Source organism: Teichococcus rhizosphaerae (genome assembly GCF_002631185.1).
GTDB classification, from domain to species: domain Bacteria; phylum Pseudomonadota; class Alphaproteobacteria; order Acetobacterales; family Acetobacteraceae; genus Pseudoroseomonas; species Pseudoroseomonas rhizosphaerae.
Window position 1 is genome coordinate 52,497 of record NZ_PDNU01000004.1, and the last position, 13,378, is coordinate 65,874.

Genomic DNA, 13,378 nt, shown 5'->3' on the forward strand with positions numbered 1-13,378 from the left:
CCGGCGCGCCCCTGGATGGGTGGGGAAGAGCTTCCCCTCAGTCCTGCCGCCCCCAGGCGATCCGCCCGGCGGTGCCGCAGGCCTCGCAGACCGGCTTCCACTGTGCGTGCGCCTTGCCGCAATTCCCGCAGCGCCAGCGCGGCTCGGCGGGGGCGGCGGTGGCGGCGCGCAGCCACTTGGCCTCGGCGGCGCGGGCCACTGGGCTGTCGCCATGCTCCAGCTGCTCCAGCTCCACCAGCAGCAGGTAGGCGCGGGCATCGGCCTCGCCGGATTCCACCAGCGCCTCCAGCTCGCTGCGGGCGCGGCCGGTGAGGCTGGCCTGCAACGCCACGCGGGCCAGCAGCAGCCGGCTTTCCGCGGCGGTGCGGTTGCGGCTGACCAGGGTCTCGGCCAGCTTCACCCGGGCCAGCGCATCGGCCTCGCCTTCGAGGTAGGCCTCGGCGATCTGCGGGTGCGGCGCCGTGGCCCAGCCCTGCTCCAGCACCGAGCGCGCCCGGCGCGGGCTGCCGGTGGCGGCCATGCGCTTCGCATGCGCCAGCACGGCCGGGGTGAAGCCGGGATCGGCCTGGAAGGCCTGGCGCTCCAGCTCGGCGGCGCGCTCCGCATCCGTCTCCTGGCTGGCGGCGGCCAGGGCGAGCGGGGCGCGCGGCGTTTCCGGCGCGGCGAGCGCCAGCGCCTCGCGCCAGTCCTGGGTGCGCTGCGCCAGCAGGGCGCGCTCCTCGCGCAGCCAGGCGGCGCCGGGATGGGCGGCCTCCGCCTCGCGCGCCAGCGCCTGGGCGGCCGGCCAGTCCTTGCGCTGGATCGCCTGCCGCAGCAGCCCGCGCAGGCCGATGAAGCGGGCATCCTCGCGCCTGGCCAGCGCCTGGAACGCCTCGGTGGCGGCTTCCTCGCGGCCGGCCATGCGCTCGGCCTCGGCGGTCAGCAGCAGCAGCTGCGGCGTGTCGCCCAGCAGGGAGCGGGCGCGCCTCACCTCGCTCCGCGCCGTGTCGGCCGAGCCGGCGGCGAGGGAGACCAGGGCCTTGGTCAGCACCGCCTCGCCCTGCTCGCGCCGGCGCGCGGCGCGGCGGGCGCGGGCGCGGGCGGGCCAGCCGATCAGGGCGCGCAGCCCCACCAGCAGCCCGTGCAGCACGATGAACAGCACGACGAGGCCGATCAGCAGCACCGGCATCGAGACGCCGATGAACATGTCGCCGACGCGCAGCTCCACCGAGCCGCCCAGGCGCATCAGCCCCCAGGCGAGGGCGACGGCGACGAGGCTGACAAGCAGCAGCCCGATGGCGCGGCGCATCAGCCCTGCCCTCCGCTGCGCAGCTCGGACAGGGCGCCACGGGCGGCCACCAGGCCGCGTGCCTGCTCAAGCCACTGGCCCATCGGCGCGCGCACCGGCTCGGGCAGGCCCTCGATGCGGCGGATGGCGGCGGGCAGGTCGCCCGCCTCCAGGGCGCGGCGGGCCGTTTCCAGCTCGCCGCTGACGGAGTCGCCCCACACCACGTTCTCGCCGCGGCGGACGGTGACGAGGTTGCCGAGCCGGGTGGCGGCGGATTCCCACACGCTCTGCCCCTCGGTCGCCGGCTCCGCCCTGGCGCGGGCGGCGCGCGCGGCATCCTCGAAGGACAGGCGCAGCGAGGCCTCGGTGGGCGGCGCGGCCTCGGCATAGCGGCGCAGCGCGGCGGGCGCCTCGCCGCCAAGGCCGGACAGCGCCTGGCCCAGCGGCCGGCCGGCTTCCAGGGCGGTCTCCACCCCGGCGCTGGCGATCAGCCGCGAAAGGCGGCGCTCGGCGGCGGCGAGGCGGCTTTCGCGCGCCTCCAGCGCCGCGAAGCGCTCGTCCAGCGCCCGGTCGCGCGCCGCGTTGCGCTCGCGCGCCGCGTCCTCGGACGCGATGACGCGCTGGCGCATGGATTCCTCGACCGCCGCGAAGCGCGGGCCGAGCGCCGCCTCGGCGGCGGCCAGGCGCTGGGCGATCTGCGCCTCGGCGCCGCTGATGCGCTGGGCGAGGTTGCGCTCCGCCTCCTCGATGCGGGCATTGGCGGCGCGCTCCAGCGCCTCGCGGTCGCTGCGCTGGCTCTGCAGCTGCTCGCGCAGCGCGGCCACGGCCTGCCGGTTCTCGCCCGTCCCGGCCTCCAGCGCGCCGAGCCGCTGCCCGGCCTGGGCGAGCGGGCCGCTTTCCAGCGCCTGCAGGCGCTGCGGCAGGGGCTGCAGGGCGCGGAGCTGTTCCGGCACCGGCTGCAGGGCGCGAAGCTGCTCCGGCACCGGCTGCAGCGTGGCCATCTGCTGCTCCAGCGCCTCCAGGCGGGCCGGCTCCACCGTGGGGCCCGGCCGGTTGGCCAGGCTGATGCCGAGGGCCAGCAGGGCGGCCACGCCGCTCGCCGCGGCGATGGGCAGGGCCAGGTGCTCCAGGCGGCCACGCGGCCTGGCGGGGGGCGCGGGCGGGGTGGGGGTAGGCTTGGTCATGCGGGGCGGGGAGCTGTCCTGCGGGGTGGCGGGGCGGGGTGGCGTCGGCACGGGCGGAATGGCTGTCTCCTGGGCGGGGGCCGGCGGCCTGGAAGCCGGCTGATGCGCCGCCGCCGGCTTTGCCGGCAGGGCGGAGGGCGCGGGCGCAGCGGGGGCCGGGCCGGGGGCCATGCCGGGGGCCGGGCTGGAGGTCGGGCCGGGCGACGTGCCGGAGGCACCGGCCGGCGCGGCGGGCGGCGTGGGGTTCATGCCGCCGCTGGCGGAAGCCGGGACGCTGCCCGCGGAAGGGGCGGCGGGCGGCGCGTCGGCGGAAGGCGGCGCCACGGGCGGGGTGGCCGAGGCCGGCGCGGCCGGAGCCGGAGGAGCGGAAGCGGGCGGCGCGGAAGCGGGCGGGGCAGCGGGGCGGGCGGCTTCCGGCGCCGGCTTCGCCGCCGGGTTGATGCCGCTGAAGGCGCGCGGCGTCACGGTCGGGTTCTCGCGGCCCGGCCTGCCTTTCGGCGGAGCGTTGCGGCTGCCCGGCACCGGCTCACCCTTGGGGCTGTCTTTCGGCGTGTCGGTCATTCTCTCTCCTGCCCCTCGCTTTCCGGTTCTGGCAACCCGGCCCATGGGGCGCCGGGAGGCGCCGCATCCGGCCATGCCCCGGGCGGCCGGCCCAGCAGGGCCAGCAGCGCCGGAAGCTCCGGCACCCGGGTAGCATGGATCGCCCGCCATGGCATGCCCGCCAGGGCCGACTCGATGCGTGGCGAAAGCGCGAACGCCACGGTCCGCCGCACGGTTTCGGCGAGCCCCGCCTGCCGCAGCAGCGCCTGGGTGTGAAGCGCCGAGCGCGGCGAAAGGAACAGGGCGCCGCGCACCGCCCCCTCCCGCAGCGCGGCGATGCAATCCGCCGGCAGGGCGGCGGCCGGGCGCGCCTCATAGACGACGCGGCGGCGCACGGTGAAGCCCGCCCCGCGCAGCGCCGCCGCCAGCGCCGCGCTGTAGCCCCGCCCCACCGCCAGCAGCAGCGGGCCGCCGCGCGGGTCGAGCCGCGCCGCCGCCAGCTTCGCCAGGGACACCGCGTCGCCGCTGGCGTGCTCGACCCGCAGGAAGCCGGCGCGGCGCGCCTCATCGCCCGTCCCCTCGCCCACCGCCAGCACGGGCCGGGCCTTGTCGGGCCAGCCGGCCAGGGCGCGGGCGCTGGCGCGGCTCGGCAGCAGGATGGCCTGTGCGGGGCGGCCGCCCTCGCGCGGCGCCGGCAGGGCGGTCAGCACCAGCGCCGGCGCCGCCAGGGCACGCCAGCCCAGCACCGCCACGGCGGCCGCGGTTTCCGCGCAGCCGGGCTCCGGCCGCGTCACCAGGATGGCGGGCGCTTCCCGCACGGGATCAGCTGATGAAGATGTCGGCGGGGCTGTCGGCGCGCAGCCCGTCGCCCAGCTCGCGGCCCAGCCGCTCGGCATCGGCGGCGGCGCCGTGGATGCTGCGCTTGAGCAGGAAGCTGCCATCGGGGCGCGCCACCAGCCCGGTCAGGTGCAGCTCGCCATTGGGCAGCAGCCGCGCATGGCCGCCGATCGGCGTGCGGCAGGAGCCGTCCAGCGCCGCCAGCAGCGACCGCTCGGCGCGGGAGACGGCGCGCGCGGCGCGGTCCTCGATGCCTGACAGCAGCTCGTGCAGCTCCCCGTCCGCCGCGCGCACGGTGATGCCGACGATGCCCTGCCCGGCGGCCGGCACCATCGCCTCGGCATCCAGCACCACCGAGGCGCGCTCCTCGAGCCCGAGGCGCTTCAGCCCGGCCAGCGCCAGCAGCGTGGCATCGGCCTCGCCGGCCGCCAGCTTGGACAGGCGGGAGCCCACATTGCCGCGGATCATCTCCACCCTCAGGTCTGGCCGGGCGTGCAGCAGCTGCGCCTGGCGGCGCAGGCTGGCGGTGCCGATGCGGGCGCCGGCGGGAATGGCGGAATAGGGATCGGCCGGATCGACGGCGTGGCAGCTCGGGCCCAGGATCAGCGTGTCCCGCGCATCCTCGCGCTTGAGGGTGCAGGCGAGCACGATGCCGGGCGGCAGCTCGGTCTCCAGGTCCTTGAGGCTGTGGACGGCGAAGTCGATCCGTCCGTCCAGCAGCGCCTCGTGGATCTCCTTGGCGAACAGGCCCTTGCCGCCGATATCCGCGAGCCGCTTGTCCTGGATGCGGTCGCCCGAGGTGGTGATGATATGCTCCTCGAACGCCTTGGCGTTGCGCAGCACGGGGCAGAAGCGCAGCAGCAGGTCGAGGAAGGTGCGGGTCTGCCACAGCGCCAGCGGCGAGCCGCGGGTGCCGACGCGCAGCGGCAGCGGCCGCCGGGCATGCGGCTTGACCGGCCCGGATGAGCGGGCGGCGGGCGCGGCATGGCCTGGATGCGCGGTGGCCGGCACGGCGCCCCCCGTCCGGATGTCGGCCGGGGCGGCGACGCGGGAATGAGCGAAGGCGCCCGCCGCGGCAGACGGCGGGACGGGGTGGGCAAGGGACATGCGGGCGTCATAGAACCACCGCCCGGCATTGGGGAAGGCAAGAACGGATGCAATCGGCGCCTATCAGAGGTCCAGTCCTGGGGTTGGAGGCGAGCTGCGACGAAACCGCGGCCGCCCTGCTGGCGCCCGACGGCACCATCCTGGCCGAGGCGGTGCGCAGCCAGCTGGCCGAGCACACCCCCTTCGGCGGGGTGGTGCCCGAGATCGCGGCCCGCGCCCATCTCGCCCATCTCCCGGCTCTCGCGGCGCAGGTGATGGGCCAGGCGGGCGTGCGGCCGGCGGAGCTCGGCGGCATCGCCGCAACGGCCGGGCCGGGGCTGATCGGCGGGCTGATCGTCGGCGCCAGCTTCGGCAAGGGCATGGCGATCGCACACAACCTGCCCTTCGTGGCGGTGAACCACCTGGAAGGGCACGCGCTGACGGCGCGGCTGCCCCTGCTACGGCAGACGGGCGTGGTGGAGGGGGAGGTTGCGTTCCCCTACCTGCTGCTGCTGCTCTCGGGCGGGCATTGCCAGTGCGTGGCGGTGGAGGGGCTCGGCCGCTACCGCCGCCTCGGCTCGACGCTCGACGACGCGGTGGGCGAGGCCTTCGACAAGTCGGCCAAGCTGATGGGCCTGCCCTGGCCCGGCGGCCCGGCGCTGGAGAAGCTGGCCGCCTCGGGCGACCCGATGCGCTTTCCCCTGCCCCGCCCCATGCTCGGCCGCCCCGGCTGCGACTTCTCCTTCAGCGGGCTCAAGACCGCCGTGGCGCAGCTCGTGCCGAAGCTGGAGAACGAGCAGGACCGCGCCGACCTCGCCGCCGCCTTCCAGCGCGTCGTCGCCGTCGTGCTGGCCGACCGCGCGCGCAACGCCCTGGCCATGCTGCCGGACGCCACGGCCATGGTGGTGGCGGGGGGCGTCGCCGCCAACCAGGGGGTGCGCGCGGCCCTCGCGGCCGAGGCGGGGCGGGCCGGCCTGCCGCTGGTGGCGCCGCCCATCCGGCTTTGCACGGACAACGCGGTGATGATCGCCTGGGCCGGCATCGAGCGGCTGCGCGCCGGCCTGACCGACGGGCTGGACCACGCCCCCCGCCCGCGCTGGCCGCTGGCCGAGCTTTCGGCGGAGCGCCCCCGAAACCAACCGGCAGGCCAACCGGGAGCCCAACCAGGGGGGCATCCGGGGGACCGGGCCGCATGAACTACCGCCACGCCTTCCACGCCGGCAACTTCGCCGATTGCGTGAAGCACGCGCTGCTGGTCTCGCTGGTCCGCCGCATCGCCGCCAAGGACAAGCCCTTCCGGGTGCTCGACACCCATGCCGGCATCGGCGCCTACGACCTTTCGGGCTCGGAGGCGGAGCGGACGGGGGAATGGAAGCGCGGCATCGGCCGGCTGCTCGACATCACCGAGGGGCCGCTGGCAGACTGGCTGGCGCTGGTGCGCAACGCGGGCTTCCCGCCCCGCTACCCCGGCAGCCCCTCGCTCGTGCGGATGATGCTGCGCCCGAACGACCGGCTGGTGCTGTGCGAGCTGCACGAGGAGGACCACGCCACGCTGCGCACCCTGTTCCGCGGCGACCCGCAGACCGCCGTGCACAAGCGCGACGCCTGGGAGGCGCTGGCCGCGCTCACCCCCTTTGCGGAGAAGCGCGGCCTGGTGCTGGTCGATCCGCCCTTCGAGGTGGAGGGCGAGTTCGGGCGCATGGCGGAGGGGCTGGTCACGCTGGCGCACCGCTTCCGCGCGGGCGTGCAGGCGCACTGGTATCCCATCAAGCACCGCGCGCCGGTGCGCGCCTTCCACGCCGCGCTGGCCGGCAGCGGGGTGCGCGACATCCTGGCCTGCGAGCTGTGGCTGCGCGAGCCCACCGACCCGCAGCGGCTGAATGGCTGCGGCGTGGCGGTGGTGAACCCGCCCTGGCGGTTCGAGGAGGAGGCGCAGGCGATCCTCGCCGCCCTGCTCGAACGCCTGGGCGAGGGCGAGCCCGGGCAGGGCTGCGCCGTCACCCGCATCGCCGAGGAATGAGCATGCGCCGCATCGCCGTCATCGGCGCCGGGGCCTGGGGCACGGCGCTGGCCATCCAGGCCGCGCGCGCCGGGGCCGAGGTCAGCCTCTGGGCGCGCGACCCTGGCCGCGCCGCCGCGATGCGGGCGGCGCGCGAGAACGCCGCCCACCTGCCCGGCCACCGCCTGCCCGACGCCATCGCCGTCACCGCCGACCCCGCCGCCGCGCTGTCGGGGGCGGAGCTGGCGCTGCTGGTGGTGCCGGCGCAGCACATGGCCACGACCCTGGAAGGCTTCCCCCGCCTGCCGCCGGCGCTGGTGGCGGCCAAGGGCGTCACCGCCCGGGGGCTGCACCTGCCGCTGGAAACGCTGGCCCTGGCGCGCCCCGGCCTGCCGGCGGGGGTGCTGTCCGGCCCCAACTTCGCCGCCGAGGTGGCCGCCGGCCTGCCCGCCGCCGCCGTGGTGGCCGGCCTGCCGCCCGAGCTGCGCGAGCAGGCCATCGCGGCGCTGGCCACCCCCGCCTTCCGCCTCTACGGGCAGGACGACGCGGTGGGCGCGCAGGTCGGGGGCGCGGCGAAGAACGTCATCGCCATCGCCGCCGGCGCGGTGATGGGCGCGGGGCTCGGCGAGAACGCCCGCGCCGCGCTGGTGACGCGCGGCATCGCCGAGATCGGCCGCCTCGCCCTGGCGCTGGGGGGGCGCGCCGAAACGGTGGCCGGCCTGTCCGGTCTGGGCGACCTGCTGCTGACCTGCACCGGCCCCGGCAGCCGGAACTTCTCGCTCGGCTTCGCGCTCGGCCAGGGGCGACCGCTCGGGGAGATCCTGGCCGAGCGCAACAGCGTGACGGAGGGCGTGGCCACCGCCCCCGCCCTGCTCGCCCGCGCCCGGGCCGCGGGGGTGGAGATGCCGATCGCGGCCGCCGTGGCGGAGTTGCTGGAGGGCCGCCACGACGTGCCCGCCGCGGTGCGGGGGCTGATGGCGCGGCCGCTCAGAGACGAGTAGGGCTGGCTGCGCGCCTCACTCGGCGCGCAGCGCGGCGCCGGCGGCGAGCGGGGCCAGCGGCAGGGCGGCGGCGGTGAGCGCCCCCAGCAGCAGCAGGAAGGGCCGCACCGCCACGCCGCCCGCCGCCGCCTCGATGCCCGCCGCGCCGAAGATCATGGCGGGGATGGCCAGCGGCAGCACCAGCAGCGGCAGCAGCACGCCGCCGCGCCGCGCGCCCAGCGTCAGCGCCGCCCCCGCCGTGCCCAGCAGCGACAGGAACAGCGTGGCCAGCCCCAGCACCAGGATGGCCACGCCCCAGGCCGGCTCGGGCAGGTTCAGCATGGCGGCGGCGACGGGCGCCGCCAGCAGCAGCGGCGCCCCGGTGGTCAGCCAGTGCGCCAGCGCCTTGGCCAGCGCGATCTCCCAGCCCGAAAGGCCGGACAGCAGGAGCTGGTCGAGCGAGCCATCCTCCGCCTCGGCGCCGAACAGCCGGTCGAGCGGCAGCAGGGCGGCGAGCAGGGCGGCGGCCAGCAGCGCGCCGGGGGCGAGGCGCGCCAGCGCCTCCGGCGCGGGCCCGACGCCGAAGGGAAACAGCGCCGTCACCAGCAGGAAGAACAGCATGGCCGCCAGCGTGTCGGCCGGGTGGCGGAAGGCGAGGAGCAGCTCCCGACGCAGCAGCGCGATCATGCCGCGCCCCGCAGGCGCAGCTCGCCCGCGCCCTCCAGCGGCAGCGGCACATGGGTGGCGGCCACCACCGCGCCGCCCGCCGCGCGGTGCCGCGCCAGCAGCGCGCCGAAGCGGGTAATGGCGGCGGCGTCCAGCCCCACCGTGGGCTCGTCCAGCAGCCAGAGCGGCACGGGGGCGAGCGCCAGCCGGGCCAGCGCCAGCCGCCGCCGCTGCCCGGCCGAGAGCAGCCGCGCCGGCAGCCCGGCGAGCGGCGCGAGATCCACCGCCTCCAGCGCCGGCTCCACCGCCCCGCCCCAGCAGCTCGCCCAGAAGGCCAGGTTCTCGGCCACCGAGAGGCCGGGCTTCAGCGCCTCGGCATGGGCCAGGTAGCGCAGGCGCGACTCCGGCCCCTCGGCCTCCGCCGCGGCGCCTCGCCAGCGCAGCTCCCCCTCGGCCAGCGGCACCAGCCCGGCCAGGGCACGCAGCAGGGTGGACTTGCCCGCGCCGTTGGCGCCCGTCAGCACCAGCGCCTGCCCCGCGCCCAGGTTGAAGGACAGGCCGGCGAACACCACCCTGCCGCCACGGACCACCGCCAATGAATTCGCTTCCAGCACGGCACCTCACACCCCCGCCCGCCGATGGACCGTGGCCGCTCCCCGTGTAATAAGCGGCAGCGTTCGCAGCAAATATTGAGGGGACCCCGGACCATGCGGATGATCGGGCAGGATAGCCTGAAGGCGCGTCGCTCCCTGACGGTGGACGGCAAGGTTTATCACTACTTCAGCCTGCCCGAGGCGGCGAAGAGCATCGGCGATGTCAGCCGCCTGCCCTTCAGCCTCAAGGTCCTGCTGGAGAACGTCCTGCGGCACGAGGATGGCCGCGCCTACACCACGAACGACGCCAAGGCGATCGCCGAGTGGGTGCAGGAAGGCAAGAGCGAGAAGGAAGTGCCCTTCCGCCCCGCGCGCATCCTGATGCAGGACTTCACCGGCGTCCCTGCCGTGGTGGATCTTGCCGCGATGCGCGACGGCATCACCAAGCTCGGCGGCGACCCGCGGCGCGTGAACCCCCTGGTTCCCGTGGACCTCGTGATCGACCACTCGGTGATGGTGGACGTCTCCGCCTCCCCCACCGCCCTGCAGAAGAACGTCGACATCGAGTTCGAGCGCAACGGCGAGCGCTACGAGTTCCTGCGCTGGGGCCAGGAGGCGTTCAACAACTTCCGCGTCGTGCCCCCCGGCACCGGCATCTGCCACCAGGTGAACCTGGAATACCTGGCGCAGGGCGTCTGGACCGCCAGCGAGGATGGCGAGACCTTCGCCTACCCGGACAGCTGCTACGGCACGGACAGCCACACCACCATGGTGAACGGCCTGGGCGTGCTGGGCTGGGGCGTGGGCGGCATCGAGGCCGAGGCGGCCATGCTCGGCCAGCCGATCGCCATGCTGATCCCCGATGTCATCGGCTTCAGGCTGCATGGCAGGCTGCGCGAGGGCGTGACCGCCACCGACCTGGTGCTGACGGTGACGCAGATGCTCCGCAAGAAGGGCGTGGTCGGCAAGTTCGTCGAGTTCTATGGCCCGGGCCTCGCCGACATGGCGCTGGCGGACCGCGCCACCATCGGCAACATGGCCCCGGAATACGGCGCCACCTGCGGCATCTTCCCGGTCGATGAGGTGACGCTGGACTATCTGCGCCTTTCGGGGCGCGACGAGCACCGCATCAACCTGGTGCGCGAATACTACAAGGCCCAGGGCATGTTCCGCGAGGAAGGCCAGCCCGACCCCGTGTTCACGGACACGCTGGAGCTGGACATGTCGACGGTGGTGCCGTCCATGGCCGGCCCGAAGCGCCCGCAGGACCGCGTCGAGCTGACCAACGCCGCCCCCGCCTTCGCCAAGGAGTTGGCCTCCGGCAACCTCGGCGTGCCGGGCGACAAGGCCGACCTGCGCGTGCCGGTGGCCGGCGCCAACTACGACCTCGGCCATGGCGACGTGGTGATCGCCGCGATCACCTCCTGCACCAACACCTCGAACCCCTATGTGCTGGTGGCGGCGGGGCTGGTGGCCAAGAAGGCCAACGAGCTTGGCCTGACGCCGAAGCCCTGGGTGAAGACCTCGCTGGCCCCCGGCTCCCAGGTGGTGACCGACTACCTGAACAAGGCCGGCCTGACCCCGCACCTGGACGCGCTGGGCTTCCAGACGGTCGGCTATGGCTGCACCACCTGCATCGGCAACTCGGGGCCCCTGCCGGACCCGATCGTGGACGCCATCGAGGAGAACAAGCTGGTCGCGGTCTCCGTCCTGTCGGGCAACCGCAACTTCGAGGGCCGCGTCCACCAGAACGTGCGCGCCAACTACCTGGCCTCGCCCCCGCTGGTGGTGCTCTACGCGCTGGCCGGCTCCATCACGCTCGACGTGACGACGCAGCCGATCGGCACCGGCAAGAACGGCCAGCCGGTCTATCTGAAGGACATCTGGCCGACGCAGAAGGAGGTGAACGACACCGTCGCCTCCGTGGTCACGCGCGAGATGTTCCAGAGCCGCTACTCGGACGTCTTCAAGGGCCCCGAGCAGTGGCAGGCGATCCGCGTCGATGCGGGCTCGGACACCTATCGCTGGAACTCCGGCTCCACCTATGTCCAGAACCCGCCCTATTTCGAGGGCATGGACGCCGAGCCGAAGCCGATCGCCTCGGTGCATGGCGCCCGCGTGCTGGCCAAGCTCGGTGACTCGATCACCACCGATCACATCAGCCCGGCCGGCAACATCAAGAAGACCTCGCCCGCCGGCGAGTATCTGGGCGAGCACCAGGTCCGGCAGGCGGACTTCAACAGCTACGGCGCCCGCCGCGGCAACCATGAAGTCATGATGCGCGGCACCTTCGCCAACATCCGCATCAAGAACGAGATGGTGCCGGGCATCGAGGGCGGTATCACCAAGCACCAGCCTTCGGGCGACGTGATGCCGATCTATGACGCGGCCATGCGCTACAAGGCCGAGGGCACGCCGCTGGTGATCTTCGGCGGCAAGGAATACGGCACCGGCTCGTCGCGCGACTGGGCGGCCAAGGGCACCTTCCTGCTCGGCGTCAAGGCGGTCATCACCGAGAGCTTCGAGCGCATCCACCGTTCGAACCTGGTCGGCATGGGCGTGCTGCCGCTGGTGTTCCGCCCGGGCGAGAACCGCGAGACGCTGGGCCTGACCGGCGAGGAGACCATCGACATCCTGGGCCTTGAGGATCTCAAGCCCCGCATGCTGCTGGACCTCGTGATCCACCGCCCCGACGGCACCACCACCACCACCCAGGTGCAGTGCCGCGTCGATACGGCCGACGAGGTCGAGTACTACAAGAACGGCGGCATCCTGCACTACGTGCTGCGCAACATGGCCAAGGCCGCCTGAGGCCCAGGCCCGGGCGGGAGGGGCGGCCGCCTCTCCTTCCGGGCGCCGCATGAAAGCAGGGCGCGCCCCCAGGCCGGGGGCGCGCCCTTTTCACGTTCCGCGGCGGGCTTCAGGCCCGGTGAGCGCCGCCCCCGGCCGGCTTCAGCTTTCGGGTCGCTGCACCCGGACCGGCCCGAAGAGCGGCGCGTTCCAGGGCAGGTCCATCAGGCCGCGCAGGGCGTTGCGGGGCGTGAGGGGCTGCTGGCGGGTGGTCCAGGACATGGAAGCGTCTCCTCTGTTGAGCGACCATATTGAGTATGGTTTCGAAGGGTGAACAATTCCTGAATCGCCCATGAACTGGAGTTCATCCAGGCGGAAATCCGCCGCTTTCTCCGGCCCACCGCAACCGCCCTGCTCAGGCCGCGTTCGGGCGCTGGAGACCCGTCCCGTCCATGCGCGCCACCCTGTTGCTGAACCCCCGCTCCGGCACGCTGCTGGGCGAGCCCGCGCTCGCCGAGGCCTTGCCGGCGGCGCTGCGCCGCGCGGGCTTCGCGCTCACCGTCATCCCGCCCGACGCGGCGCCCGACCTGCCCGGCCGCATCGCCCTGGCCCTGGCCACCGCGCCGGAGGCGCTGATCGTCGGCGGCGGGGACGGCACCATCCGCAGCGCCGCCGCCGCCCTGCGCGGCACCGGCATCGCGCTCGGCGTGCTGCCGCTCGGCACCATGAACCTGCTGGCGCGCGACCTCGGCCTGCCGCTGGCGCCGCTGGAGGCCGCCGCCGCGCTGGGCCGCGCGCGGGTCGCGCCGATCGACCTGGCGGAGGTGAATGGCGAGATCTTCCTGTGCCAGTCCGTCATCGGCCTGCCCAACCGGATCGGCCAGCACCGCGAGCGCTCGCGCGGCGATGCGCGTCTGGCCTCGCGCTGGCGGGTGGTGGTGGGGGCGGCGCGCGCCTTCTGGCGGCACCCGCCGCTGCGGCTCGGCCTGCGCCTCGGCACGCCCGGGCAGCCGCCCGAGGCGGCGCCGGTGCTGCGGGTCTGGACCCGCGCCCTGTCCGTGGTGAACAACGCCTATGAGGAGGCGCCCGGCGCGCTGTTCCACCGCCCGAAGCTCGATGGCGGCATCCTCGCCCTGCATGTGGCGCGCGATTTCGGCCTGTGGTGGCTGCTGCGGCTGCTGCTGGCCATGGCGGCGGGGCGCTGGCGCCGGCGGCCCGACCTGCTCACCCGCCGCGCGGCGGCCATCACCATCCATGCCCGCAAGCGCCACCTCTGGGTGGTGAACGATGGCGAGGCGCTGCTGCTGGAGACGCCGCTGCACTACCGCATCCACCCCCGGGCGCTGCGCGTGCTGGTGCCGCCCGGCCGCGGCGATGCCACGGAAGCAGGGGCGGAGGCCGGTTGAAGGCGGCGCATCCTTTGGCGCGCGCCGCGC

11 protein-coding genes are annotated in these 13,378 nt (G+C 75.1%); 5 read left to right on the plus strand and 6 right to left on the minus strand.

Annotation, left to right across the window (positions count from 1 at the left end):
* Window positions 1–37: 37 nt before the first annotated feature.
* The 4 genes from CR162_RS04540 to hemC are packed head-to-tail and all read right to left on the minus strand — an operon-like array spanning window position 38 to window position 4,935.
* Entirely contained in the window at window positions 38–1,288 is a 1,251-nt protein-coding gene (locus CR162_RS04540; protein WP_099094355.1) for a heme biosynthesis HemY N-terminal domain-containing protein, read from the minus strand.
* A complete protein-coding gene (locus tag CR162_RS04545) occupies window positions 1,288–3,012 on the minus strand; it encodes a hypothetical protein (protein WP_099094356.1) in 1,725 nt (574 codons plus the stop codon). Before CR162_RS04545 ends, CR162_RS04540 begins: the two co-directional genes overlap by 1 nt.
* Window positions 3,009–3,809 carry a uroporphyrinogen-III synthase gene (locus CR162_RS04550; protein ID WP_176559717.1) on the minus strand — a complete coding sequence of 267 codons (801 nt, stop codon included), beginning with the start codon at window positions 3,807–3,809 and terminating at the stop codon, window positions 3,009–3,011. The genes CR162_RS04545 and CR162_RS04550 overlap by 4 nt, the downstream gene beginning before the upstream one ends.
* A gap of 4 nt (window positions 3,810–3,813) precedes the next feature.
* A complete protein-coding gene (gene hemC, locus CR162_RS04555) occupies window positions 3,814–4,935 on the minus strand; it encodes a hydroxymethylbilane synthase (protein WP_099094358.1) in 1,122 nt (373 codons plus the stop codon).
* 47 nt (window positions 4,936–4,982) lie between these two features.
* Between hemC and tsaD the strand changes: the two genes are divergently transcribed.
* The 3 genes from tsaD to CR162_RS04570 are packed head-to-tail and all read left to right on the plus strand — an operon-like array spanning window position 4,983 to window position 7,914.
* Window positions 4,983–6,110: a tRNA (adenosine(37)-N6)-threonylcarbamoyltransferase complex transferase subunit TsaD gene (gene tsaD, locus CR162_RS04560; RefSeq protein ID WP_099094359.1), complete on the plus strand. Its 1,128-nt coding sequence runs from the start codon at window positions 4,983–4,985 to the stop codon at window positions 6,108–6,110.
* A complete protein-coding gene (locus CR162_RS04565; RefSeq protein WP_099094360.1) occupies window positions 6,107–6,934 on the plus strand; it encodes a 23S rRNA (adenine(2030)-N(6))-methyltransferase RlmJ in 828 nt (275 codons plus the stop codon). The genes tsaD and CR162_RS04565 overlap by 4 nt, the downstream gene beginning before the upstream one ends.
* Window positions 6,931–7,914 carry an NAD(P)H-dependent glycerol-3-phosphate dehydrogenase gene (locus tag CR162_RS04570; protein WP_099094361.1) on the plus strand — a complete coding sequence of 328 codons (984 nt, stop codon included), beginning with the start codon at window positions 6,931–6,933 and terminating at the stop codon, window positions 7,912–7,914. The genes CR162_RS04565 and CR162_RS04570 overlap by 4 nt, the downstream gene beginning before the upstream one ends.
* A 15-nt stretch (window positions 7,915–7,929) precedes the next feature.
* On the opposite strand, the gene ccmB is transcribed toward CR162_RS04570, so the two are convergent.
* Both ccmB and ccmA read right to left on the minus strand, forming a co-directional pair.
* On the minus strand, window positions 7,930–8,580 hold the full coding sequence (ccmB, locus tag CR162_RS04575) for a heme exporter protein CcmB (RefSeq protein WP_099094362.1): 651 nt from the start codon (window positions 8,578–8,580) through the stop codon (window positions 7,930–7,932).
* Window positions 8,577–9,173: a heme ABC exporter ATP-binding protein CcmA gene (gene ccmA, locus CR162_RS04580; protein WP_099094363.1), complete on the minus strand. Its 597-nt coding sequence runs from the start codon at window positions 9,171–9,173 to the stop codon at window positions 8,577–8,579. Before ccmA ends, ccmB begins: the two co-directional genes overlap by 4 nt.
* Window positions 9,174–9,266: 93 nt before the next feature.
* Here ccmA and acnA point away from each other — a divergent pair, with 93 nt between their 5' ends.
* The gene (acnA, locus tag CR162_RS04585) at window positions 9,267–11,963 is read left to right on the plus strand and encodes an aconitate hydratase AcnA (protein WP_099094364.1); all 2,697 of its coding nucleotides are present in this window, start codon (window positions 9,267–9,269) and stop codon (window positions 11,961–11,963) included.
* 431 nt (window positions 11,964–12,394) lie between these two features.
* Window positions 12,395–13,348 carry a diacylglycerol/lipid kinase family protein gene (locus CR162_RS04590; protein WP_099094365.1) on the plus strand — a complete coding sequence of 318 codons (954 nt, stop codon included), beginning with the start codon at window positions 12,395–12,397 and terminating at the stop codon, window positions 13,346–13,348.
* Window positions 13,349–13,378: the final 30 nt, after the last annotated feature.